The sequence below is a fragment of the Thauera sp. JM12B12 genome (assembly GCF_039614725.1).
Classification (GTDB): Bacteria; Pseudomonadota; Gammaproteobacteria; order Burkholderiales; family Rhodocyclaceae; genus Thauera.
Genome location: NZ_CP154859.1, coordinates 1140227 through 1163066, shown reverse-complemented (window position 1 = coordinate 1163066; position 22840 = coordinate 1140227). Strand labels below are relative to the sequence as shown.

21 protein-coding genes are annotated in these 22840 nt (G+C 60.7%); 11 read left to right on the top strand and 10 right to left on the bottom strand.

The window, feature by feature from the left end:
* Positions 1 to 342: 342 nt before the first annotated feature.
* Positions 343 to 1020, top strand: coding sequence for a PEP-CTERM sorting domain-containing protein (locus tag AAG895_RS05165; protein WP_345794469.1), 678 nt, complete (start codon positions 343 to 345; stop codon positions 1018 to 1020).
* Between the two features lie 248 nt (positions 1021 to 1268).
* On the opposite strand, the gene AAG895_RS05160 is transcribed toward AAG895_RS05165, so the two are convergent.
* A complete protein-coding gene (locus AAG895_RS05160; RefSeq protein ID WP_345794468.1) occupies positions 1269 to 3707 on the bottom strand; it encodes a hypothetical protein in 2439 nt (812 codons plus the stop codon).
* A gap of 68 nt (positions 3708 to 3775) precedes the next feature.
* Between AAG895_RS05160 and AAG895_RS05155 the strand changes: the two genes are divergently transcribed.
* On the top strand, positions 3776 to 4282 hold the full coding sequence (locus tag AAG895_RS05155) for a HigA family addiction module antitoxin (RefSeq protein ID WP_345794467.1): 507 nt from the start codon (positions 3776 to 3778) through the stop codon (positions 4280 to 4282).
* Between the two features lie 76 nt (positions 4283 to 4358).
* On the opposite strand, the gene AAG895_RS05150 is transcribed toward AAG895_RS05155, so the two are convergent.
* Positions 4359 to 4679: a hypothetical protein gene (locus AAG895_RS05150; RefSeq protein ID WP_345794466.1), complete on the bottom strand. Its 321-nt coding sequence runs from the start codon at positions 4677 to 4679 to the stop codon at positions 4359 to 4361.
* Positions 4666 to 4947: a hypothetical protein gene (locus AAG895_RS05145; RefSeq protein WP_345794465.1), complete on the bottom strand. Its 282-nt coding sequence runs from the start codon at positions 4945 to 4947 to the stop codon at positions 4666 to 4668. Before AAG895_RS05145 ends, AAG895_RS05150 begins: the two co-directional genes overlap by 14 nt.
* 230 nt (positions 4948 to 5177) lie before the next feature.
* Between AAG895_RS05145 and AAG895_RS05140 the strand changes: the two genes are divergently transcribed.
* Positions 5178 to 5663: a hypothetical protein gene (locus tag AAG895_RS05140; RefSeq protein ID WP_345794464.1), complete on the top strand. Its 486-nt coding sequence runs from the start codon at positions 5178 to 5180 to the stop codon at positions 5661 to 5663.
* Positions 5664 to 5810: 147 nt separating this feature from the next.
* On the top strand, positions 5811 to 7145 hold the full coding sequence (locus tag AAG895_RS05135; RefSeq protein ID WP_345794463.1) for a UDP-glucose/GDP-mannose dehydrogenase family protein: 1335 nt from the start codon (positions 5811 to 5813) through the stop codon (positions 7143 to 7145).
* Positions 7146 to 7232: 87 nt separating this feature from the next.
* Here the strand turns inward: AAG895_RS05135 and AAG895_RS05130 are convergent, their stop codons facing one another.
* The 4 genes from AAG895_RS05130 to AAG895_RS05115 form a co-directional block, all read right to left on the bottom strand.
* On the bottom strand, positions 7233 to 8087 hold the full coding sequence (locus tag AAG895_RS05130) for a hydrolase 1, exosortase A system-associated (protein WP_345794462.1): 855 nt from the start codon (positions 8085 to 8087) through the stop codon (positions 7233 to 7235).
* The gene (locus AAG895_RS05125; RefSeq protein ID WP_345794461.1) at positions 8077 to 8910 is read right to left on the bottom strand and encodes a hydrolase 2, exosortase A system-associated; all 834 of its coding nucleotides are present in this window, start codon (positions 8908 to 8910) and stop codon (positions 8077 to 8079) included. Before AAG895_RS05125 ends, AAG895_RS05130 begins: the two co-directional genes overlap by 11 nt.
* 2 nt (positions 8911 to 8912) lie before the next feature.
* On the bottom strand, positions 8913 to 9161 hold the full coding sequence (locus AAG895_RS05120) for a phosphopantetheine-binding protein (RefSeq protein WP_345794460.1): 249 nt from the start codon (positions 9159 to 9161) through the stop codon (positions 8913 to 8915).
* A gap of 95 nt (positions 9162 to 9256) precedes the next feature.
* Positions 9257 to 9916: a CDC27 family protein gene (locus AAG895_RS05115; protein ID WP_345794459.1), complete on the bottom strand. Its 660-nt coding sequence runs from the start codon at positions 9914 to 9916 to the stop codon at positions 9257 to 9259.
* A gap of 180 nt (positions 9917 to 10096) precedes the next feature.
* On the opposite strand from AAG895_RS05115, the gene AAG895_RS05110 reads away from it, so the two are divergent.
* The 7 genes from AAG895_RS05110 to AAG895_RS05080 are packed head-to-tail and all read left to right on the top strand — an operon-like array spanning position 10097 to position 18677.
* Positions 10097 to 11257 carry a DegT/DnrJ/EryC1/StrS family aminotransferase gene (locus AAG895_RS05110; protein WP_345794458.1) on the top strand — a complete coding sequence of 387 codons (1161 nt, stop codon included), beginning with the start codon at positions 10097 to 10099 and terminating at the stop codon, positions 11255 to 11257.
* Positions 11254 to 12495, top strand: a complete 1242-nt coding sequence (locus tag AAG895_RS05105) for a glycosyltransferase (RefSeq protein ID WP_345794457.1) — start codon at positions 11254 to 11256, stop codon at positions 12493 to 12495. The genes AAG895_RS05110 and AAG895_RS05105 overlap by 4 nt, the downstream gene beginning before the upstream one ends.
* A 46-nt stretch (positions 12496 to 12541) precedes the next feature.
* Positions 12542 to 13618, top strand: a complete 1077-nt coding sequence (locus AAG895_RS05100) for a GNAT family N-acetyltransferase (protein ID WP_345794456.1) — start codon at positions 12542 to 12544, stop codon at positions 13616 to 13618.
* Entirely contained in the window at positions 13605 to 14609 is a 1005-nt protein-coding gene (locus AAG895_RS05095) for a KpsF/GutQ family sugar-phosphate isomerase (RefSeq protein WP_345794455.1), read from the top strand. The genes AAG895_RS05100 and AAG895_RS05095 overlap by 14 nt, the downstream gene beginning before the upstream one ends.
* Positions 14610 to 14611: 2 nt before the next feature.
* Positions 14612 to 15928 (top strand): glycosyltransferase N-terminal domain-containing protein, encoded by a 1317-nt coding sequence (locus AAG895_RS05090; RefSeq protein ID WP_345794454.1) that lies wholly within the window; start codon positions 14612 to 14614, stop codon positions 15926 to 15928.
* Between the two features lie 9 nt (positions 15929 to 15937).
* Complete coding sequence (locus AAG895_RS05085; RefSeq protein WP_345794453.1) at positions 15938 to 17386, top strand: lipopolysaccharide biosynthesis protein; 1449 nt, start codon at positions 15938 to 15940, stop codon at positions 17384 to 17386.
* Positions 17387 to 17423: 37 nt separating this feature from the next.
* Complete coding sequence (locus tag AAG895_RS05080; protein ID WP_345794452.1) at positions 17424 to 18677, top strand: polysaccharide pyruvyl transferase family protein; 1254 nt, start codon at positions 17424 to 17426, stop codon at positions 18675 to 18677.
* A gap of 396 nt (positions 18678 to 19073) precedes the next feature.
* On the opposite strand, the gene AAG895_RS05075 is transcribed toward AAG895_RS05080, so the two are convergent.
* The 3 genes from AAG895_RS05075 to AAG895_RS05065 form a co-directional block, all read right to left on the bottom strand.
* The gene (locus AAG895_RS05075) at positions 19074 to 20135 is read right to left on the bottom strand and encodes an acyltransferase (RefSeq protein ID WP_345794451.1); all 1062 of its coding nucleotides are present in this window, start codon (positions 20133 to 20135) and stop codon (positions 19074 to 19076) included.
* 38 nt (positions 20136 to 20173) lie between these two features.
* Complete coding sequence (locus AAG895_RS05070) at positions 20174 to 21076, bottom strand: polysaccharide deacetylase family protein (RefSeq protein ID WP_345794450.1); 903 nt, start codon at positions 21074 to 21076, stop codon at positions 20174 to 20176.
* A 207-nt stretch (positions 21077 to 21283) separates the two neighbouring features.
* Positions 21284 to 22777, bottom strand: coding sequence for a polysaccharide lyase (locus AAG895_RS05065; RefSeq protein WP_345794449.1), 1494 nt, complete (start codon positions 22775 to 22777; stop codon positions 21284 to 21286).
* Between the last annotated feature and the right edge of the window lie 63 nt (positions 22778 to 22840).

The window sequence follows — 22840 nt, the reverse complement described above, 5'->3', positions numbered from 1 at the left end:
GGCGCCTGATCCTGCGACATTCGCGGGCAAGCCCGCTCCCACGAGGACCTCGGGCCCAGCGCCCGTGGGAGCAACTCTCTGTGGGAGCGGCCTTGGCCGCGAAAGCGGCGCCTGATCTTGCGACATTCGCGGGCAAGCCCGCTCCCACAGGTTGCTGCTCCAACAGCCTGCCTGCACCCAACAGGAAGCTTCGATCATGGCATACGCGCATGCGTCGGCTTTTCTTACACCTCTCACCCATCATTGCTTCGCGAAAACAATATGATCCATCAAATCAATATTTTACGAAGCTTGCCCTGATCCTGCTTATGTGCCGCACCACACACACATTGGAGATCTGTCATGAAGAAGGCACATTTCGTCCGCCAGGGTCTGAAACCGCTGCTTCTGTCCGCCAGCCTGCTTACAAGCGCATCAGCGTTCGCCATTACCTATGGCGGCGTCGACTTTCCAGGTGGCGCCATCTCCTTTGCCGACGCAGTCGTCTCTTACGACCCTGCCCTCGGCGGCGGCGCTGTGCCCACCGCGCCTTACCAGGACGCAACCCAAGCGCTGGGCACACCGAATTTCACATCGGTAGGCGCCATCTCCTATGTCAGCCTTGGGGCCGGCGGACAACTCGTTCTGCGCTTCACCAACAACTCGCTGACCGGCAGCGGCTCATCCGCCCTCGATTTGTGGATTTTCGAGATCGGCCCGGACGTCGAGGACACCACGGTCGACATCAGCAAGGATGGAAGCACCTGGTTCAGCGTCGGCGCCGTTGGTGGCTCCACCTCCGGGATCGATATCGACGCTTACGGCTTCGGCACGTCCGATTTCTTCTCTTTCGTCCGCCTGACGGATGTCAAGGGCGAGGGTGCAACCTCCGGGACAACGGTCGGAGCGGACATCGACGCCGTCGGTGCAATATCGTCCGCCCCCCCGGTCGTGATCGACGTACCCGAACCGGGCATGCTCGCGCTCCTCGGCATCGGTCTCGCCGGCGTTGGCCTTGGCCGGCGCCGCAGGGCGAGCTGAGCCTGAAGCGCTTACTTCATCAGCTCACGGTCGCCCGACACCCACTCGTTCACCGATAACGACATCGTATTGCTCGTGCTCGTGGTCATGGTTTGCCCTCCTCAGGGGTCAAGGTCGATCTGCGCAATCAACCTCTTACCATGACCACCCTTCTCTGCAAGCCCGTTCGGGCTTTTGCACACTGATCAGAACACTACCCACTGAACCTTTGCACGCGTGAGCCTGCCCCGCTCGAAGCTGAATTGAGATCAGGCTCCATTCACCCGGGGTGTGCCGCGTATTCCCAGCCCCACAAACATCAGCACAAACGCCAGCATCGCCAACCTCGGCGCGTCGACCAGGCTGTCGAAGGCGCCGACGATGAAGAATGCGGTCAGCCCGCCGAGCAGCGGCGGCGCCAGCGGGTGCCCAGTACCGCGCCCCAGCGTCAGGCGCCACACCACCGCTGCGCCCAGCAGCGAAAACGCCACCAGCCCGACCCAGCCCTGCTCCACGAAGAAGTGCAGCCACAGGTTCTTGGCGTGCCAGGGCAGGTGATGGCGGTCGCTGGTGAAGAACCAGTGGCCCGCCCCCTGCGCAAAATCCCCGTTGCCCAGCAGCTCGCGCCCGCGCGCATCGACCAGGCTCAGCTCATCCACCTCGAGCAGCGCCCGGCTGGCATTGGCAATCGAGAACACCGTCACCCGCGGCAGCCCCCGCCCCGACCCGCCCAGGCGAGCGGGGCTCAGCACCAGATGCTGCGTCGTCCAGTCCGAGCCCTTCGCCACCTTGATGCCACCGGTCGTGCAGCCCGCCTCGTAGAGCAGATGCTTGCGGCACACCTCCACCGTCAGGCGCGCGTCGGCATCCGGCGCACGCACCCGCAGCGCCAGGTGCAGGGGCGCCACCACGCTCGGTGACACCCGCTGCGACACCCGGTACAGCTCGCCAAACCCCAGCACATGGCGCGGCGCGCCCAGCTTGAGGTACGGATTGGCGCCGTCATGCCCCAGCGTGTGCGAGCCCGGGAACACCTCCTGCGGCGCATGCCAGAAGTACGCCTCGGCAAACTGCCCCACGCCCACACCCAGCCACCGCGCATCCTGCGCCAGCGGCAGCGAAGCTGCGTAGGACCAATGCGCAAAACGCCCCTCCAGATCGGCGGCGGCATTGCCCATCCGGGTCGCAGCGTAATAGGTGTTCAAACTCACCACCCCCACCGCCACCGCGCCCAGGCACATCGACACCAGCACCCAGCCATGCGGCGTCGGGCGCCAGCAGCGCGCAGGCTGCAACCGCACCCCTGCCAGCGGCAGCAACAGCCACAACACACACCACAGCGCCGGCAACAGCCCACCCGACTCCGCCCAGTAGTGCGTCACCAGCACCGCATTAACCGTCAGCCAGCCGAGCAACCCCAGCACCAGTGCCACCGCCATGCGCTCGAGCGTCGCCGGCAGGTGCACGAACAAGGCCCCGCCCAGCAGCACGGCATTGAAGCCATACGCCAGATACACCCCCTTGGGCACTGCCACCATCGCCACCACACTCACGGCCGCGCCGACCAGGGCCACCAGCACCGCCCCGCCCAGCGCACGCGCGGACGCCAGCGCCATCACCGGCGCCACTCCGAACGCCGCCAGCGCCAGGCCCAGCATCGCCCCCATGCCCCGATAGCCCCCCGCCTGGAACACCCCGGCAAGCAGCCACCCGAACACTGCTGCAAAGCCCACCCACGACACCAGCCCCGCTGCCGAAACGCGCCACGCGCCGCGGAGCAGCATCGCCGCCAGCAACACCACGACGCCCACCGTCAGGCCCAGATACAGCCCCCGCGAAAACGTCGTAAAGCTCGCGTACGCCAGCACCGCCAGCAGCACCAATCCCGCTCCCAACCAGCGCGAATCGCGCTCGCCCAGCACCCACCACAGCGCCACCGGCACCGTCAGCGCCAGCCATCCGTCAAGCGTGGCGCCGCCCACGTTCATCTCCCAGAACAGCGCCGTGGTGCGGTAATCGCTCGCAAAATCCGACAACCCGGTAAACGCCCAGCGCTCCCAGATCGCCGCCAGGGACACCAGCACCGCCCCCGCCACCAGCCCCCACACCAGCCAGCGTGTCGCCACCTGCGGCCGATCGCGGAGCGCCCGCGTCAGAAGCGGCAGCAACAACACCGCCCACACAAAGCCCTTGGCCACCCGCGGCCCGTTCAGCGCCGTGCCGTAGCCCATCCACAGCCCAGCATCCTGCGCCGCCGCCCACACGGCCGACCACTGCGTCGACACCAGGTAGCTCAGCCCCAGCCCACCCACCAGCGCAATCTGGATCGCCCCGAAGCGCCACGCCCGCGCGCGCCGCCCACCCACCGCTACCTCCATGCCAACCCGCGCCGCCGCCGGCATCACCGCCTGCGCGCTCCCAGCCAGCAGCGCGCTCATCACCAGCGCGTCACTCTCGGTCAGATGAATCCCCCCCGACCACCCCGCCAGATCCACCACTGGCGCCAGCGCGGGCACACACAGCAACCAGGCGTCACGCCGCACGCTCATCAGCGCCACAAAGACCACCGCAATCGCGCCCCCGGCCATCACCCCAAACGGATGTCGCAGCGCAAATACGGCCAGCCCCAGCGCCCCGCACAGCGCCAGCACGGCCCAGCCCATCCGCGCCACCGCCACGCTGCCCACACTACTGGAATCCGTCGCCATACTCACCGCCCACCCCTCGCTCGACCAGCCTTCAGTCTAGCCAACAATCCCGGCGGCCAACGTCAGCAATGGCGAATCAAGAGTCAACGGGGGTCGCACTCCGGCGATCTGCCGTCAGTGAAAGTAATATCGCCAGCAAACCAAGTTTGTTGCGCGCTGCGCAACGCGATACGATACGCCATGATCAAATCCTTTCGGCACAAAGGCCTCCGCAACTGGCGGATGACCTTCGAGTTTGTCGACGGCAATGCTTACGTTCTGGACTACGAGGACTACCACTGATGGCCATGCATAATCCCCCCCACCCCGGCGAATTCATCACCGAGATCTATCTCGCGCCTCACGGCGTCAGTGGTCGTGAATTGGCCAGCCGCCTGGATGTCGCACCATCGACCTTGAGCCGCGTACTCAAAGGAAACAGCCGCGTCACGCCCGACATGGCCTTGCGGCTATCGAAAGCGCTGGGACGCAGCCCCGAGAGCTGGCTGGCCATGCAGGACGCGCACGATCTCTGGCTTGCGCGCCAGAGCACCGATCTTGCCCGGGTGAGCAAGCTGGAACTGGCCGCAGCCTGAAGCAAGAAGTCGAGAATTGGAAGGGTTGGGAAGGATTGGGGTCAGACTCGATTGATCGCGAAACCAACCGAGCAGCTCACTTCTTCCCATAGGTCGCATCGTGATCGGGCGCGATGGTGAGCAGGCGAATGAAATCCGCGTCACGGTACGCGGTGGCCCGGCGTGCCTGGGTAATGCGCAGGGAGTAAATCGCATCGATACCCTCGGGTGGCTTGGCGCTGGTGATCTTCTCCCACTTGAGCCCCTGATCGCGGTAAAGCTGGTTCCAGGTCAGCTGGCGGATCTTGTTGAGCGTATCCAGTGCAGCATGGCGCTCCGGCTTCTGCAGCGTGAGCAGATTGGCCTGAAAGACGGGGTTGTTCAGGTCGAGCCTGACCTTCGCGTCACTGCTCGCCATTTTCCAGGCGCTTCAGCGTGTCGTCGGCATCGGCATCCGATGCAGCATGGGTGACGGACCAAGCCATCGCCGCTTGCAGATCATCTGCCGCCTTGGGCTCATGGAGCCAGCGCTCGTTGTCAGGGATTACGGTCGCAGTGCGTACGATCCAGACACCGGGCTCGCGCTCTTCCACCAGCACCTGGCGACCAGCGTATTGCTTGCCCAGAGATATCTGACCGTTGGCACCGACGACCTTGACCGTGGGAGAGTGTGCAGCGATGGTCATGATGATGCTCCGCGTTTGTTCTGCACGACATTCTACTTTTCGTGCAGCACGAAAGCAAAGAAAATCAATGGAGTTCGCCCCCTTTTGCGCTGTGGGAGCAAAGGGCTGTGGGAGCGGGCTTGCCCGCGAATGTCGCAAGATCAAGCGCCGCTTAGGCCTACTGACAACCCACCCCGCATCGGTCATCATCGGCCACCCGCCTCGGGCCGCCCCGCCACGCCCACCCGCCGATGCTCTTCAACGCCTACGAATTCCTCTTCCTCTTCCTGCCCCTCACCCTCGCCGGCTACTTCTGGATAGCCCGTCGCGGGCATGAGCCGGCGATCGTCTGGCTGGTGCTGGCCTCGCTGTTCTTCTATGCGTGGTGGCGGCCGGTTTATCTGGTGTTGCTGCTCGTGTCGATGCTCGCCAACTTCGGCCTCGGCAGCCTGCTCGGCAAGGCGCACCGCCAGGGCCGCCAGCACGCCGGCAAAGCCTGGCTGATCGCCGGCGTCGTCCTCAACCTCGCCCTACTCGGCTACTACAAATACGCCAACTTCACGGTCAGCAGCCTCAACGCCCTCGCCGGCACCGACTTTCACCTCGACACCATCATCCTGCTGCTGGCGATCTCCTTCTTCACCTTCCAGCAGATCGCCTACCTGGTCGACGCGCACCAAGGCCAGGCGCGCGAAAGTGATCAATGGGGTCAGACTCGATTGATTCCACTCAATTGAGCGAAGAGGCTCGGCACATCCCCTTCCATCTCCCCCCAACCGTGACAGCCTCCCGTTGAAGCGCCCCCCCATACCCGCTAGGCTTGCGGCATTGCATCAACGCCCCGTGCGGATGCCCACCCCATTCACTGCAAGCACGAGCCACCCATGAAACTCACTATTTTCGGCACCGGCTACGTTGGCCTCGTCACCGGCGCCTGCCTCGCAGAAGTCGGCCACACCGTGGTCTGCATGGACGTCGACCAGGGCAAGATCGACAAGCTCAAGGCCGGCGTCATCCCCATCTGGGAGCCCGGCCTCGAACCCATCGTCACCCGCAACGTCGCCGAAGGCCGGCTGCGCTTCACCACTGATGTGGAAGAAGCCGTCAAGCACGCCGAAGTGCAGTTCATCGCCGTCGGCACCCCGCCCGACGAAGACGGCTCGGCCGACCTGCAGTACGTGCTCGCCGTGGCCGAGAGCATCGCCCGCCACATGCCGCGCTACCGCGTCATCGTCAATAAATCCACCGTCCCCGTCGGAACCGCCGACAAGGTCCAGGCCAAGATCGAGCAGATCCTCGCCGAGCGCGGCGAAGCGATCCCATTCGATGTCGTCTCCAACCCTGAATTCCTCAAGGAAGGCGCTGCCGTGGGCGACTTCCTCAAGCCCGACCGCATCATCATCGGCACCCGCTCGGCACGCGCGCAGGAGCGCATGCGCGAGCTCTACGAGCCCTTCAACCGCAACCACGAACGCACCCAGTTCATGGACGTGAAGAGCGCCGAGCTCACCAAGTACGCGGCCAACGCCATGCTCGCCACCAAGATCAGCTTCATGAACGAGCTCGCCAACATGGCCGAGATCCTCGGTGCCGACATCGAGGAGGTACGCAAAGGCATCGGCGCCGACCCGCGCATCGGCTACCACTTCATCTACCCCGGCTGCGGTTACGGCGGGTCATGCTTCCCCAAGGACGTCCAGGCCCTGGGCCGCACCGCCGACCAGATCGGCTACGACGCCCCGCTGCTCAAGGCCGTCGAAGCGGTCAACAACCGCCAGAAGACCACCCTCTTCACCAAACTCGCCCGCCACTTCGGCGGCGCCGAAGCGCTACGCGGCAAGACCATCGCCGTCTGGGGCCTGGCCTTCAAGCCCAACACCGACGACATGCGCGAGGCCCCCAGCCGAACACTCATCGAAGCGCTATGGGAAGCGGGCGCAAAGGTGCAGGCCTTCGATCCGGTGGCGATGGACGAGACGCGGCGCATCTACGGAGATCGGTCCGACCTGGCCCTGTGCGGCAACAAGTACAGCGCGCTGGAAGGCGCGGACGCGCTGGTGATCTGCACGGAGTGGCAGCAGTTCCGCGCGCCGGATTTCGAGGAGATGGAAAGCCTGCTCAAGGGGAAGGTGATTGTGGACGGGCGGAACCTCTACAGCCCCATCCGTTTGCAAGGCGACGGCTGGCAGTACTTTGGCGTCGGCCGTGGCCAGAGCTGATTCAGCCTACACGCACCTTCACAGAGCCTTGACGGGACTTGGCCCACTTTTGAGGGCTTGCAGTTCTACACCCTCTTCCTCGCCACTTCAGCCAAGAGAACAAATCCACTCCAACGTAGCCCTAGCCACGCCCTCGCTATGCGCCACCGCAGAAAACGTGTGATCCGCTTCTGCAAAGTGCTGCACCCGGCAGCGTCCGGAAGCCATGAACGCCCCCCACTCCGCATCCCCGACAACACACTGCTCGAACTCGCGCGCAACGTAGTCACGACCACTCAGAAACACCACGACAGGCAAGTCGCAACGCTGAAGCCCACGCAGCATGCGCTTCGGCACCGGCCCCTCCCGATCAGACGGCACACTGCCTGCACCTGCCGCCGCGCCGGCGGCCTCTTTAACCCCACCCAGCGCGCCGCGCAAATTCACGCCACCGCCAAGCAGCTTGCGCCAGAAGCGCAGATCCAGCAGCCGCTGCAGGTAATAGTGCTTGAGCATGGTGCGCGCCTGGGTTTCGGCCGTTCGCACCCACGGATTCAGCAGCACGGCGCCCGCCACCAGTGGGTTGCCACCAAGGCTCAGGCAGATCGCACTCGCGCCGTCGCACAAGCCCCATAGCACGACGCGCCTCAGCCCGGGCACTTCGCGGGAAAATGCCGCGATCGCCGCCTCGATGTCATCCGACACCGCCTCGAAATCACGCGCCTCGCCGCTCGCGTCCCCCATGCCTCGATAGTCGAAGCGCATGCAGGGCACGCCATTGTCGGCAAGAAAGCGCGCCAGCATCACGAACTGGCGATGGCTCCCCACCCGATACTGCGGCCCACCAACCACGATCAGCACGCCGGTATGGGCAGCCACAGCATCTGCGTGCGCCGGGACAGAAACCACGCCGACCAGCGTCTCACCCCGGCAGTCGAACACCAGCGCGCGTTCAGTGTGCATGCGCCCACCTGCCCAGCACCGCACACGACGCATCGATCAGCGGCTGTGAAACCTCGATCTCCTGCGTCTGCCAGAACGAGACTCCCTGGATTGCAGCAGAATCAACAGAGACACCCGACGCTTTCGTACGCTCGACAAGCATGCGAACTGCAGGCGAGGACGATGGCTCGCTCTGACCCGAAAGCTCCAGGATGCTGACCGGCGCCGCGTAACCGGGCGGCAGGCTCAACGACGCCGCATCCATGCCCGCAACAAGCGCCGGAGAAAGTGTGTAGCCGGCGACCTCGACCGGCTGTCCCGCTGCGATTTGCGCACGAAGGGTCGACATCGTCTCTTTAACGTCAGCCTCATTGAGCATCTCGCTCACACCCTTCAAGCGGAGAAACTGCTGGAGGTGCTGCTTGCCATTGGTCACAGGCTGCCACGCCAGCCACGGCAACGACCGACCCGAGCGAGCCAACCAGTCCGAGACCAGCAAACCGCCCGCCCGCAGACTCCACACCCCAATCGGCGCACCAGCGTTCGCGGCGAGCCAGTCATGCGCCAGCTCCAGGTCGTCAAGCCAGTCGCCCCAGCCTGCGTCACCAAAATCACCCGCACTGTCGCCACAACCAAAAAGATCAATACGCAACACCAACCAGCCGCGTTCGGCAAAGGCCTCTGCCGCAAGCGCGAGCATCCGGCGCGACTTGTTGAGTTCTTCCGCAAACGGCGGAGCCAATAGCAACTGCCCCTTGGGCTCGCCGTCCGGCCGGGTAACCACGCAGAAGCGGCCCCCTCCGCTGCCAGGCAGGATGAAGGCCTCACGGCGAAGAGCCGCCATGCTCAGGCGAGCTTCCCTTGCACGAATTCCGTCAGGGTCCCCACGGTCGCAAAGGCCGAGCCATCGATCTCGTCATCCTCGACGATGAAGCCGAAGTGCTCCTCCATCATGTTGATCAGCCCAACAACCGCCATGGAGTCCAACTCGGGTACGGCACCCAGCAGCGGCGTATCGCGCTCGAACGCCATCGCCCGCCCTCCCAAGCTGAGCACCTCATCAATCAACCCCAGCAACTCACGCTCGATATCCAAAATCGGCTCCTATCCTGTTGAAACGCACGCCACTCGCCTGGTCCTTACATGCAGGGCTGCGTCGAAGCGCCGGATTATATGCGCTGCACAACGCGTTAGTCCTTCCACTGCCCGAGCCGCTTCAGCCGCTCACGCAAGCCGGCCAGGGGAAAGCCAAGCGCATAGGCCTTGCGGGCATGCCGTCGCGCATCGTCGTAGCGCTTCACCTCGATGAACGCCAAGCCAAGGTTGTAGTGCAGGTTCGCCGAGCCCTCAGTAAGCTTCTCCGCCGCCTCCAGGTGCTCGATAGCCTCGAGCTGCTTACCCACCTTCAGCAGATACTGCCCATAAAGCATTCTCACCATGCCGTCATCCGGGGCAAACCGCATCGCCCGCTCGAACCAGCATGTCGCGGTGTACCGCATATCGGGGGGCTGGTCGGATTTTGCTCTCAATGCCAGTCGCGACATCGAGAGCAAGGCGCGATGGTGATTCGGGAAGGCACGAAGCGTGTAGTCGATATCCCCACCCGGAAGCGCCATCGACTTCCCGCGGATGAGTTGCTCGACATCCGCTGTAAAGTGAGCCCCTTCGACCATCTTGTGCGCATCGCCAAGCTCTGTGCGCACCGACGATTTGTAGCGGTAGTCGAACGGGCCGAAACTATTGTTCAACGACCCACAAAGCCCCAGATCCTGCGCAAAGACAGGTAACGGAGCCATGACGAGCGCCACAAAACCCATTACCACAAGCAACAACTTTCTCTTCCAGTACATAGGTCTCACACTCCTACCAACAATCAGTCATCTCAGGCGAAAAGGCCTCCGAAGCGGCACTATTCACGCATTCGAGCTTATGACTGGCCTAAACTTGAGCCACTCTTCTACCACCAAACCGCCGCAGCCTTGATGCCAACTCCTTGCGAAGTTCCCGCCCTCCCCCTGGCAAGCTGGCAGATGTTCAGCGACGGCGCGGCAGCAACACCAGACACCGTTCTCGGCGCCGAACATACATGCTTCACCACCAGCGGGCGAGCCGCCATTGCGTTGGGGCTGGAACTGCTGGGCGTGAGCCCCGGCCATAAAGTTCTGGTGCCAACCTACCACTGCCCCACGATGATTGCACCCATCGTCAAGTTGGGTGGCACGCCGCTCTTCTATCCGCTCACCGCATCGGGCGCGCCAAACCTGGAGTATATCCAGCAACACGACGAGCATCCGGTGACCGCCATGCTCGTCCCGCACTATTTCGGCCTGCCTCAGCCCATGACGCGCATCCGGGCATTCTGCGACGAGCACCGCATCGCGCTCATCGAAGACTGCGCCCACGCGTTCTTCGGCCGCGCAGACGGAAGCCCCATCGGCGCATGGGGAGACATCGCCATCGCCAGCATCACCAAATTCTTCCCGGCCCCGGACGGCGGTGTGCTGCGCGCAAACAGGCTCCCCGAGAACGCGAGCATGCCCAAGCTCGCCCCGCGCCCCCTGAACGAGAACATCAAGGCCGCAATCGACATGGTTGAGCTTGCCTCCCGCTATCGCCGCCTCATGGGGCTGAGCACACCGCTTAACGCACTCTTTGCGACCAAGCGCAAACTCAGATCCCTGCGACACGGCAACGGCCAGCCTGCTGAAACATCCCGCTCTGGCGACGCCTCGGCCATGCAGGTCGCGCCTGTTCAAATGCAAGCCTTCGACCTCGATCTTGCCCACAAGCAGCCATGCTGGATCAGCACTGTGCTGGCGCGCACGGTCAACCCATCGCGAATCGCAGAACGCCGCCGAGCAAACTATCTGCAGTTGGCCAGGACGCTCTCGGGCCGCACCGGCTTCGCACCTTTGCGCCCCGACCTGCCCGAGGACGCCGTTCCCTATGTTTTTCCGTTGTGCGTCCAGAACCCCGACGACAAGCACCGCGAACTGCGTCGCCGTGGCATACCGGTTTTTCGGTGGAACCTGATCTGGCCTGACACACCCACCATCGAAGGGGACATGGGCCTGGTCTGGGCCAGTCAGATTTTCCAGCTTCCCTGCCATCAAGACCTCAGCCCGGAAGACCTCGACACCATCCAGCGCAATGTGCTGGACGTTTGTGGCTCCCACAGCACGCAGTCATGAAGCGGGCTCTGCTGATCGCCTTTCACCATCCACCCTGCACTGGCACCAGTGGCGTCCAGCGCGCTACACGCTTTGCACAATACCTGCCGGAGTTTGGCTGGCAACCAGAGGTGCTCACCGCCACGCCTGGCGCCTACGAGCAGACTACGGCGACCACCGATACAGCCGCCTACCCCGTGCATCGAGCACTCGCGCTCGACAGCGCCCGTCATCTGGCAATACTCGGTCGCTACCCGGCCTTCATCGCGCGCCCGGACCGCTGGGCGAGCTGGTGGCTGTTTGCCGTACCAATAGGTCTGCAGGTGATCAGGCAGGTTCGACCAGATATTCTCTGGAGCACTTACCCCATACCCACCGCCCATCTCATCGCCCACACACTCCATAGGCTCAGCGGTATCCCCTGGGTTGCCGACTTCCGCGACCCCATGGCGCACGAAGGCTACCCCTCCGATCCAAAGCTCTGGCGCGCATTCGAACGAGTGGAACGCAAGGTGTTCGGTCACGCAGCGCTCGCCACATTCACCACACCGGGCACGCGCAAGCTCTACCAGGAGCGCTACCACTGGCAGGACGAGCGGCTCGACATCATCGAGAACGGCTTCGACGAAGGCCTTTTCGAACAAGCCACCCACCGCGTCGACCAGTTCGCCACTCCGAACGGGCAGCGCGTCCTGCTTCACAGCGGCGTGGTATACCCCGAGTGGCGCAGCCCCCAAGCACTGTTCCGCGCCCTTCGTTCGCTGATAGATGATGGCCACGAAGGCGCGGCGAGCATCCGGATCCACTTCAGGGCGCCCGCTCACGACGATTTCGTGATGGCACTCGCCAAAACGGAGAACGTGACGGAACAGGTCAAGATCCTTCCACCTATCCCCCACCCACTCGCGGTCGCGGAAATGCTCGCAGCACAAGGCTTGCTCATACTCCAATCCGCCGGTTGTAATGACCAAGTACCTGCAAAAATTTACGAGTACCTTCGAACCGGACATCCAATCATTGCACTCGCCGATTCGGCAGGCGACACAGCACAGGTGCTCGCCCAGCACGGCCAACACCTGCTGGCCAACATCGAGCGCGCTGACGAAACCCGGCTCATTCTGCAGCGATGGCTGGCACAACCCATCCGCCGCCCCTCGGACGTAGAGCAAATCGACGCACCCTACTCGCGGCGGCGCTGCACTGAACAACTGGCCCGCACATTCGACAAGGCGCTCTCACTGAAAGGGCGCCACCCGTAAGTCAGACTCACGGCCAACACACCCATCAAGACGAGCAACGCACACAATGAAACTCGACTGGACGCTCTACCCCCCCGACCAATTCGACGAACTCGCCCCCGCCTGGGACGCACTTAATCAGCGCACATCGAACCTGCCTTTCCTCGACTCGCGGTTCATAGGCCCGCTGCTCGAGGTCTTTTCGGCGGGCGACGAAAAACTCGCCTTGTGCCGTTGCGATTCCGAGCTGGTCGCTGCCGCGATCGTCCACAAAGTCGGGGCCGGCCGCTGGGAGACCTTCCAGCCCTCCCAGCTACCCCTCGGCCCCCTGCTGGTAAGCCCCGGCCTCGACCTTGAAGAACTAGGCTCCACGCTCCTCTCCGCGCTCCCCGGCATCAACGTGAGCCTCGGCCTGACGCAGCTCGACCCGCTTTACCTTGCTCGCCCCGACAGCCAAGGTGCCATCGAAACACTCGACTACATCGATACCGCCTGGGTCGACATCACCGGCAGCTTCGACGACTACTGGAATGCGCGCGGCAAGAACCTGCGCCAGAACATGCGCAAACAGCGCAACCGCCTGACGAGAGAAAGCGCAGAGACAACGCTCGAGATCATCAGGGACGCCGCCGAGATCGATCAGGTCATCCGCGACTACGGCGCCCTCGAAGCCGCAAGCTGGAAAGCGGACACCGGCACCGCCATCACCGCCGACAACGATCAGGGCCGCTTCTACGCCAAGATGCTCAAGGCTTTCTGCGGCGCCGGGCGCGGCGTAGCTTATCGGTATCGCCTCAATGGCCAAGTCGTTGCTGTAGACCTGTGCATCGAAGCAGCCAACATGCTGGTCATCCTCAAAACCACCTACGATGCCAGCGACAAGAGCCTGTCGCCCGCCTTCCTGATGCGTGAGGAACAGTTCGCACAGCTCTGGGCCGAGGGCAGGACAAAACGCATCGAGTTCTACGGCAAGGTCATGGAATGGCATACCCGCTGGACCGATCAGGCGCGCACGCTCTATCACGCAACCCTCTTCCGCTGGACAGCCGTAAAGGCCGTCAAAGGCCTGCGCCACAAGCTGCGCAACCGGTCCACAACCGCATCGAGTCAACCAGACGAGACACCGGCAAATGAACAATCCTGATCAGGTCGCAGCCCCTGCGCATGCGCACGAAAGCTTCATAGCAACCGGCGCCGAGGTCTTCCGCATCGAAGCTGAGGCCGTGCTGGCCCAGGCGGCTCGTCTCGGGCCCGAGTTCGATGCCGCGGTCAATCTCATGCTCAACTGCAGCGGCCGCATCGTCGTCAGCGGCATCGGCAAATCCGGCCACATCGGCCGGAAAATCGCCGCCACCCTGGCGAGCACCGGCACACCCGCCTTTTTTGTCCACCCCGCCGAAGCCAGCCACGGCGACCTGGGCATGATCACCAAGGACGACGCGGTGATCGCACTCTCATACTCTGGCGAGAGTGACGAGCTCGTGGCCATCGTGCCGCTGATCAAGCGCGCGGGCACCAAGCTCATCTGCATCACCGGCTCGCCCAAATCCACACTCGCGAGCCAGGCCGACGTCCACCTGCCGGTCACCGTCGAGCGCGAGGCCTGCCCGCTCAACCTCGCCCCCACCGCCAGCACCACGGTAACCCTCGCCATGGGCGACGCGCTCGCCATCGCACTGCTCAAGGCACGCGGATTCGGGGCCGACGACTTCGCCCGCTCGCACCCCGGCGGCAAGCTCGGCAAACGCTTGCTCGTCCGCTTGAGCGACGTCATGCACAGCGGCAGCGCCCTGCCCCAGGTGAGCGACCAAGCCAGCCTTGCCGCCGCGCTCATCGAGATGAGCGAAAAAGGCCTCGGCATGACCGCGATCGTCGATGGCGCAGGACAGTTGCAAGGCGTGTTCACCGACGGCGACCTTCGCCGCGCGCTCGAAGCCGGCGCCGATCTGCGGTCTGCACACATCGTCGACGTCATGAAGCGCAACCCGCTCACCATGCCGCCCGAAAAACTCGCCGTCGAAGCCGTCCGGCTCATGGAAACCCGGCGCATCAACGGCCTGCTCGTGGTGGACCAGAATCAACGCCTCGTCGGCGCGCTCAACATGCACGACCTGTTCAAGGCGGGAGTTGTTTGACCATGGCAAGCAGCGCCGCCAGTACCTGGTCGCACAAACTCAAATGGTCGGCCTTCAGAGCGCTCGAAGCGCTCTCCGACCTCAAGGGCAACGAGGCCGCCGGGCAGCTCGACGTTGAGATCCCGACCACGCCCAAGGCCGCACTCTGGGTCTTCGCCTCGACAATCGGCGAACTCAACGCAGTCGAACCGCTGTTGCGCACCCTGCATCAGCGCAGCCAGCACCTGCAACTCGTCCTCATCAGCGACCATGCGCACTACCGCGACAGCTACCGCTCGCGCTATCCCGGCGCAGTGTTCTGCGTCACTCGCGGGCACTCCCGCGACGCCAGCGCACTTGTCCGGCATTACCCACCCAAGGCGCTCGTCATTGCAGAAATCCCCTGCTACCCGGCCGAAGCACCTTGTCGGTTCTCGTCCGCATTCGTCTTCGCGGCCAAGAACGCCGGCGCCCAGGTCGCCATCATCAACGGCTGGCTTTACGGCTACGCCCCCGCCTGCAAGCTGGACGACCTCGAACGGCGGCTCCTGGCCGTCGACTACCTGAGCGCAATCGACACCATCTGCGCGCAAACCGAAGAGGTCGCCCAAACCCTCATCGATCTAGGCGCGCCGGCCAATAACATCCACGTTGTGGGCAACCTCAAGTTCGACGCCATGCATCAACCCGGCTGGACGCCCGCCAACAGCAAGTGCCCAAAGCTGCTCACCGATCTCATCGAAAGTAAGCGCCCAGTCATCGTGGCCGGCTGCATGACTGACGAAGACGAACAGCAACGCGCAATCGCCGCATTCGCAAGACTCAAGCAATCACAGCCCAACGCATTGCTCGTCCTCGCACCGCGCCACCCCGAAGTCCCGGCCAACATGCAAACCATCGACGCGCAGCTCAAAGCACACACCCTTGCCTACAGCCTCCGCAGTTCGATCGCCGACCACCCCATACCCGGCGAGCAAGCCTGCCTGGTCCTGGACACCATGGGCGAGCTACGAGACTTCTACGCAGTCGCCGCGGTTGCCCATGTCGGCGTCGATCACAACGTCCTCGAGCCCCTCGGCTTCGAAAAACCCGTCACCGTCTCGCCAGGCTGGAACAGCACCTACCCCTCGTATCCCGTGTATAGCCTCTTGCACGCGCAGTCCGTTTTAAACGAAGCGCACACTGCGGATGAGCTGTGCGCAGCATGGCTCACCCATCTACAACCCGGCAAACAGAAACACGATCACGAACAAGCGCGCGCTGTCCTGGCCACCCTGCGTGGCGCCGCCGACCGTCACCTGAATGTGCTCAACAATTTACTGCAAGCCCTCGACCGCTAAGGTTCAACCATGTCGAACGTAAGACGGGGCTTCATCATCACCCTCATGTCCTCAAACGGCATGATGGTGATCAGCTTCATCGCGTCCCTGTTCATCTCCCGCCTTCTCACCCCGGAAGAGATCGGGATCTTTTCGGTCGCCTACGTCTTCGCAGGCTTGCTACGCACCATTCGCGAAATGGGTCTGGGCAGCTACCTGGTCCAGGAGACCGAGCTCACCCCGCTGCGAATACGTACGGCCTTCGGCATTTCGTTGCTGATCTCCTTTGCCTGTGCGCTCATCCTTCTCGCACTCTCAGCATTCGCCGGCCGCTTCTACAACGAACCTCGTATCACCGACGTCCTGAATATCGTCGCGGTGGGCTTTTTCCTCGTGCCCTTCGGCGCCACAACCATGTCACTCCTGCGCCGCGACCTGCGCTTCGGCGACATCGCACGAATCGACCTCACATCCACAGTCGCCCAGAACGCCTGCGCCGTTCTGCTGGCGTGGCTCGGCTTTGGATTCATGAGCCTCGCCTGGTCGGCGCTGGTCGGCATTCTCACTTCAGTCCTTGGCGTGCTCTTCTACCGCCCGGCTGGGCTGCCATGGAAGCCGAGCCTTTCGGAATGGCGCCGAGTTTTGAGCTTCAGCTCTTATGTATCGGGATCCTCACTACTAAATTTCGCCCACTACTCCGCATCTGACCTTCTTCTCGGCAAGGTCATGGGCATGGAAGCAGTCGCCTATTTCAACCGTGCTCATGGATTATCCACCATTCTGGGTACCGTGCTGAATCGTGCAGTTAGTGCCGTAAGCCTCCCTTACTTCGCCGAACAGAATCGCATCGGCACTGCCTTCGTTCAATCTTGGCGCAACTCAACTGCAATCCTCCATACCTTAACCCTCCCGTTCTTCTCAACGCTCGCCATATCCGCGCCATCCGCGATCCCTACGCTATTCGGCCCGCAATGGGGCGAGTCAATCCCCATCCTTCAAATTTTGTGTATCGCTGCTGCGCTAGACAGTCCAGCAAGCCTCGTCCGCCAGATAATGACCGCTGGCGGTCATGTTCGCACGGTGATGAACCTGGATTTGATCAGCTTAACCCTGCGAGTAGCCCTCATCATTTATGCCGCACCATTTGGCCTCGTCGCCATAGCGGCAACATATGCAGCCAGCTCTTTCATCCTTGCCGTACTCCGCACGCTCACGCTTCGCCGCCAAATAAATTTCTCAGTTGCAGACCTTCTGTACACGTACCAATGGGCGGCAGCTCCGACGCTACTGGTATCTGTTCTGTCATATTTCGTTCAGACGGCACAGCTTAGTAACTCCATTAAATTGACCATCATCTCCCTGGGCTGCAGTTCCCTGTGGATTTTCATCATTACGCGAGGAAAAAGTCCACTATCCAGCGAGTTAAGAAGGCTATTGCAAAAAAAACCAATTCAGACCAGCAATAATACCGATAAATAATTTTAATTTAGCAAGAATACATTCTCCGAAATACAAAATGCGCATTCTATTTTTGAACACCGGGACATCTCGCAACATAGGCGACCGCGCAATGCTTATGAATGTATGCGGTCGAATTTTACAGAAGAACCCCGAAACTGATTTTTTATCGGTTAGCGATCTACCGCAGGAAATTAAAGAAGAATTACATGTCACGACGACACCGAATTTATCTAACTGCTGGGGGCGCTACGGCACTCTACAACTACCTTCATTTCTTGACCCAATCCTAAAGCCCATCTACATCGCACTATCAACCATGATCTTCGCCACGCTATTGCGTGCACCAAGATTCGTTTTATCGCGAGCTCACCTTACCGAAGCAGAAATCGCGATACGCATCCGAGAATCGGATGCAGTATGGATGAATGGAGGCGGATATTTGACGGATGAAGGCGCTCTAGAAGCACGGGACAGGCTACTAATAGCGCTCCTAGCATCTCTTTCAGGAACGCCAGTAGTCCTCACGGGGCAAGGCATCGGACCAATAAAAACCCTGACTACACGCGTACTGTTGAAGCTTGTAATAGCAAATGCTCAAGTCCTTTACACACGAGATCATAAGTCGTACGAACTTGCTCTCAACCTGTCCCCACAGAACGCAAAGCGCATTAAATCTGGCTTCGACGATGCTGGATCATTGGCAACACTCAACCAACCCCCACCAAAAAATACGCCCACCAGAATAATCGGCATCCACTTCCGTCTATCAAAATTTCACTCCCAAGCAAAAGCATACGAAACCGAAATTTTCTTAGCCGTAAAATACCTTATCGAAAGAGAAGTCCGAGTAAAGCTATTCTGCTTCCACGAAAATAGCGAGTATGAAATCTCAACATACAAAGAATGGGCCGAGAGGTTACAGAACAACCCACTCCTTGAGATTGTGAGCACCCCCGACCCTAGAGTCATCCGTGGCCATATAGATCTCTGCTCTGCCTGCATTGGATCTGCTTACCACTTTGTCTTGTTCTCTCTTTTGTCCTCAAAACCAGTTCGAGCGATCAGTTCCGGCACCTATTACCACCAAAAATTTAAAGGACTAGAAAAACATTTTGGCGTTCAAGACCTATCCCTTGATGCGGACGAACTTAATAAGGACAAAATTCTGACTTTTATTACTGGTGCCATGAATCACGACAACAGCCATAACCCAACCACAACTAGCTCTGCACTCGCTGATGCAACCGATCGCCAGATTGACGACACATACTCAATACTAATGCAACGAATTCGCGAAATGCGAACATAACGGAACGTGAAAGGACCGACTGGCGTAACTTTTCGCCTTCAGGAGACACCATTGGAACTTGTGAGCGTTCGCATGCAGCCTTCACCCGATTACCCATAACGCTCGCATCACTGGCACGGTGCAATCAGTAGAGGGAACCGAAATACCTATTTGGCTCGAAGTCCCGAACGATCTATAGAACGACATCTCTAAAAGTGTCGAGGTCACCGCAAGGGCGTTCAAGCTCTGGCCGTGGCACTTGAATTCGACTCAGCTTTTCCGCGACATCGTCCTGCTTTGGCAGCTTCGATCTGTAAAGGTGATGCAGCGACAGATCAGCCATCACAGCCAGCGCTGCGAGTGCGGTGGCGATCAAGGCACGCCGTGTCATCCTGAATCCTCCTCCATCGCGCTGATCTACGAAACGGAACGTCGCCTTCCGGTTTTGTACCGACTCCGAATCCACGACATCGAAGGGCGCTCGACAAACACGGTCGTCGCCCATGCGAGCGCCAGGACAAGTAGCAGCACCAGCGGCATGAAGGTCGTGTAGTCATAGCCGGCGATGGACATCTGCCGCATCACGGCCCATCCGATATGCTCGTGCAACAGGTACAGGGTGTAAGAGATCGCACCCAGCCAGACAAGAATGGGACCACCGCTGCCCACGAGCCTTCCGCGGGCGGCGAGCAGCACGGCAGCAAAACACGCCATCGCAATCAGCAAGAGCTTCAAGCCACCAGAAAGCAGTAACAACGCGAGCGCCCCCAGCACGGTAATCCATACCGACCGCCGGTCGTAGTTCGTCCGCTCGACCAGAAAGTACACGCTGATGCCCAGCGCAAACCAAGGTATGTAATCCAGGATCAGCGCAAACTGGACGATGTAGGGCAGATCGATACCGAGAAAGTGCGATGACAGCCGGTAAGCCAACCGCAGCAGAAACAAGAGCCAGATCCATCTCACCCATTGCTGCATTTGGTTGCACAGAAAAAGGAGCAACGCAAGAACGTAGAAGTGCAACTCAACCAGGAGGGTCCAGTAAACACCGTCAACCGACGGCACCTTCAGCCACGTCTGGAACATGAGCAGGTTAAGCACGGCATCGGATAGGCCAACCTCTTTGCCGGGCAAGCCGAGCCACGCGACAACGGTGAAGGTCAGCGCAACGGCAAACCAGTAGGCGGGATATAGCCGGCTGAATCTCGATACGACAAAGTCGCGCCAGTCTCGCGATCGGCTCAATGTCATGAAGATGACGAAGCCACTGATGATGAAGAACAGGTTGACGCCGTAGTGCCCCCAGGACACTTCGAAAGGCAGTTCCGCGGATGGGGCATACAGTTCGCGAAACTTGGTCGTGAAGTGAAACAGCACGACAGCCATTGCAGCGAGCCCGCGAAGCGCATCGAGCTGGACGATCCGCGACGGGTTCGACTTGCCCTTCACTACGATTTCACCCGCCATAGGGTCTTGCATCCCACTGCTCCTGCTCTATCCTGCGCGCCTTCAGACCATCACACCTTGTTGGCCTGAAGCATATTTTTCGCCAGCCTCGCATTGAATCGCAGACGGCTACGGTCCCATGGAGTGAAGCGAGGCAATTGAAATAGATCGCTCCCCTGGCGCGCAACGCCCCAATCCGTACTCACTGCGAAGTCGAATCCGGCGTCACGCACCATCTTCACATGCTCGTCACCGTAGTCCCGCCCCCGCTTTCCATTTGGGTAGGCAAAAACGCGAATCCGCTGTTCAAGCAGTTCCTCAAGACGATCACGGCCATCCTCTATCTCTGCCTTCGCAACCGCTGCACTCACGCGGGTGAGGATTGGATGCGTCATCGTGTGGGCACCGATCTCCATGCCGCAATCGCGCAGGCGAATCAACTCGGTCGAGGTGAGCATCAAGTCAGTGGGCAGTTCGACGCTCGCACGATCACGGACTAGCGCTGCAGCTTCTGCCCGTTGTGCCTGCGGCAGGAACTTCACCTTGTCCAGGATCGCATCAATGGCACGGCGCTTGTCTTCGGTGGTATTGACGGGCAAGTGCGCAAGCCCCAACGCTTCAAGCGAGAGCGCCTCATGGGGCGTCCGCCGCACGGACTCGATGATCATGTCGTTGAACATGATCCCGCCATCGAGAAACCCCGTTGCGATGAAGAAGGTTGCCGACATTCCATGGGCCTTGAGCAATGGCGCGGCGTTCGTGAGGTTGTCGGCGTATCCATCGTCAAAGGTGATGGCTGCGGCGCGAGTCGGGAGGGTGCCTGCTTTGAGCGCGTCCAACCCGGTAGAGAGCGGCATTACGTTGAAGGCGCCGCCGATCCAGTCGAGAAGCTCGTCGAAGCGCTCGCTGTCCACTTCACCGGGGAAGAGCGGATCAGGTGTGGTCAGAACACGGTGAAAGATCAAAACACTCAACGCCCGCGCTGATCGGGGGCGCGTGAGCACAGTGAAAATGAGCCGCTCTAGTGAATTACCGGGCAATCTAAACCTCCGGTGATAACTGATCTAGTGAACCCGATTGGGCACAGTTGAACGAAGCCAAGACTAAACTCAATCGGGCCATCGTCCGCTCCGGCCTTAAACCCCGGCTGCCCCGAAAGCAAGAGCGTCTAATACAAAAACTTAACGCTTGGACCAAGCAGCGACCGGCCCGACATACCCTCTACTAATAACCAGGTTATCGATATACAGGGTCATCGTGTGGGGTGCGCGGGCCGTCCCTCCGTGATAAATATCCATCCATACCGATTCGATATGCAGATCATCTATTTCACGGTAGCGCATGTCCAATCTTTCCAACGCCAACCGTCCATCTATCCAGGCACGCAAGACACCATCACTTTTTCCCGGCGTATTCATGCGCACATATTGCTCAACGCTGTACCACTGATTCTTTCGAATCAAACCCGAAACGCCTTGGTCCCAGCCGATTTGCTCACCCGAACCACCCGAGTCCTTGACCTGGTACACATACGACCCAATGCCTCGAAAACCACTCGCTGCAGATTCGCCTGGGACTTGCCTGAAGAAAGCGCCTCTTGCAGACCATCCGTTGTAACCGTCGGACGACCTCATTCCCCAACCTGCACGCCCATACGTCCCGGCAAAACCTGGCAGCTTTCCGCCGTCTGCAACCGGGTTCCAGTCATTACCCAACCGCAGGTAGTAACGAAAATACGCCTCATCAGGCTCACCGCCAGACGCACTTGCAAACCGGTAGTGGACACTGATCCCGGTGTTATGCCCTTCTAGAATCTTGACGCGAAGCGCTTTGCCATCCAATGGTTCAAAGCCGCTCTCGACGTCGTCCTCCACAAGGTCGAAGGTACTTGTTGGCCTCAAATCCGTCCACGAGGATAGCCACGACTCGCTTTCAAAACTTGTCGCATAGAGAACCTCAGCATGTTGTGAGATACCACGGTCAAGTGTGAAGCCCGAGGCTATGCCACGAGATACTTCTGCCTCTCGCGTCCACGGCAAGTCTGCGTTAAACAGGCCAATCTGCGCACCGTTTCCGTACTGTTTAACCGCAGTTAGCTCAAGGACCGCGGACCGCACTTTCTTGCCATGCTCTGGCTTAAACGGGAAAACTAAAATGCCACTGCGTTTTCCACCGACGTTCAATACTTCAGCGCTTCCTGTACTTCGGTAAGTTGGACATGCAAAATTGGTATCTGCTTGAACGGAGAGTCTGGTGCTTTTCCCATCGACCCACTCAATGGCGAGCGTCGGATGCATCGAAGAATTCGAACTCTCTCGACTGACGAAATCGACTACACCCGAAAGCGGGCTCTCGACTGGACGTAGGAAAAAAACGCCTGGGACACCTTCTCCACTGAGCCACTTTTCAACGAGCGTCCTCGCGTCCCAACGAATGATCTGGGGAGCGTCGAGCCGTTTGACGCTTCTGACATCGAACGGCTTTACCCCATACAAGATCCCTTCACGATCAACCCAATCGCCGCCATTCTGTTTCCAGGAGAGCTTTGCGCCTGCCGAATAGTAATGACACGTCATTCCGTCCGGGCGATCAGTCAAAGGCACTTGGGCGAATGCTTGGACGACACCAAGACATGCAAAAACCAGAACAAGGACACGCAATCTCAATACCGACATGACCCCGCACCTCCTATCCAGACAACCCCCGAAACGATCCGGTCACCCACCAATGAGCGGCTG

Bases quoted from the DNA above. Each gene is read 5' to 3' on its own strand.
- AAG895_RS05165 (WP_345794469.1), top strand. From the start codon at position 343: ATGAAGAAGGCACATTTCGTCCGCCAGGGTCTGAAACCGCTGCTTCTG.
- AAG895_RS05160 (WP_345794468.1), bottom strand. From the start codon at position 3,707: ATGGCGACGGATTCCAGTAGTGTGGGCAGCGTGGCGGTGGCGCGGATG.
- AAG895_RS05155 (WP_345794467.1), top strand. From the start codon at position 3,776: ATGGCGAATCAAGAGTCAACGGGGGTCGCACTCCGGCGATCTGCCGTC.
- AAG895_RS05150 (WP_345794466.1), bottom strand. From the start codon at position 4,679: ATGGCGAGCAGTGACGCGAAGGTCAGGCTCGACCTGAACAACCCCGTC.
- AAG895_RS05145 (WP_345794465.1), bottom strand. From the start codon at position 4,947: ATGACCATCGCTGCACACTCTCCCACGGTCAAGGTCGTCGGTGCCAAC.
- AAG895_RS05140 (WP_345794464.1), top strand. From the start codon at position 5,178: ATGCTCTTCAACGCCTACGAATTCCTCTTCCTCTTCCTGCCCCTCACC.
- AAG895_RS05135 (WP_345794463.1), top strand. From the start codon at position 5,811: ATGAAACTCACTATTTTCGGCACCGGCTACGTTGGCCTCGTCACCGGC.
- AAG895_RS05130 (WP_345794462.1), bottom strand. From the start codon at position 8,087: ATGCACACTGAACGCGCGCTGGTGTTCGACTGCCGGGGTGAGACGCTG.
- AAG895_RS05125 (WP_345794461.1), bottom strand. From the start codon at position 8,910: ATGGCGGCTCTTCGCCGTGAGGCCTTCATCCTGCCTGGCAGCGGAGGG.
- AAG895_RS05115 (WP_345794459.1), bottom strand. From the start codon at position 9,916: ATGTACTGGAAGAGAAAGTTGTTGCTTGTGGTAATGGGTTTTGTGGCG.
- AAG895_RS05110 (WP_345794458.1), top strand. From the start codon at position 10,097: ATGTTCAGCGACGGCGCGGCAGCAACACCAGACACCGTTCTCGGCGCC.
- AAG895_RS05105 (WP_345794457.1), top strand. From the start codon at position 11,254: ATGAAGCGGGCTCTGCTGATCGCCTTTCACCATCCACCCTGCACTGGC.
- AAG895_RS05100 (WP_345794456.1), top strand. From the start codon at position 12,542: ATGAAACTCGACTGGACGCTCTACCCCCCCGACCAATTCGACGAACTC.
- AAG895_RS05095 (WP_345794455.1), top strand. From the start codon at position 13,605: ATGAACAATCCTGATCAGGTCGCAGCCCCTGCGCATGCGCACGAAAGC.
- AAG895_RS05090 (WP_345794454.1), top strand. From the start codon at position 14,612: ATGGCAAGCAGCGCCGCCAGTACCTGGTCGCACAAACTCAAATGGTCG.
- AAG895_RS05085 (WP_345794453.1), top strand. From the start codon at position 15,938: ATGTCGAACGTAAGACGGGGCTTCATCATCACCCTCATGTCCTCAAAC.
- AAG895_RS05080 (WP_345794452.1), top strand. From the start codon at position 17,424: ATGCGCATTCTATTTTTGAACACCGGGACATCTCGCAACATAGGCGAC.
- AAG895_RS05075 (WP_345794451.1), bottom strand. From the start codon at position 20,135: ATGCAAGACCCTATGGCGGGTGAAATCGTAGTGAAGGGCAAGTCGAAC.
- AAG895_RS05065 (WP_345794449.1), bottom strand. From the start codon at position 22,777: ATGTCGGTATTGAGATTGCGTGTCCTTGTTCTGGTTTTTGCATGTCTT.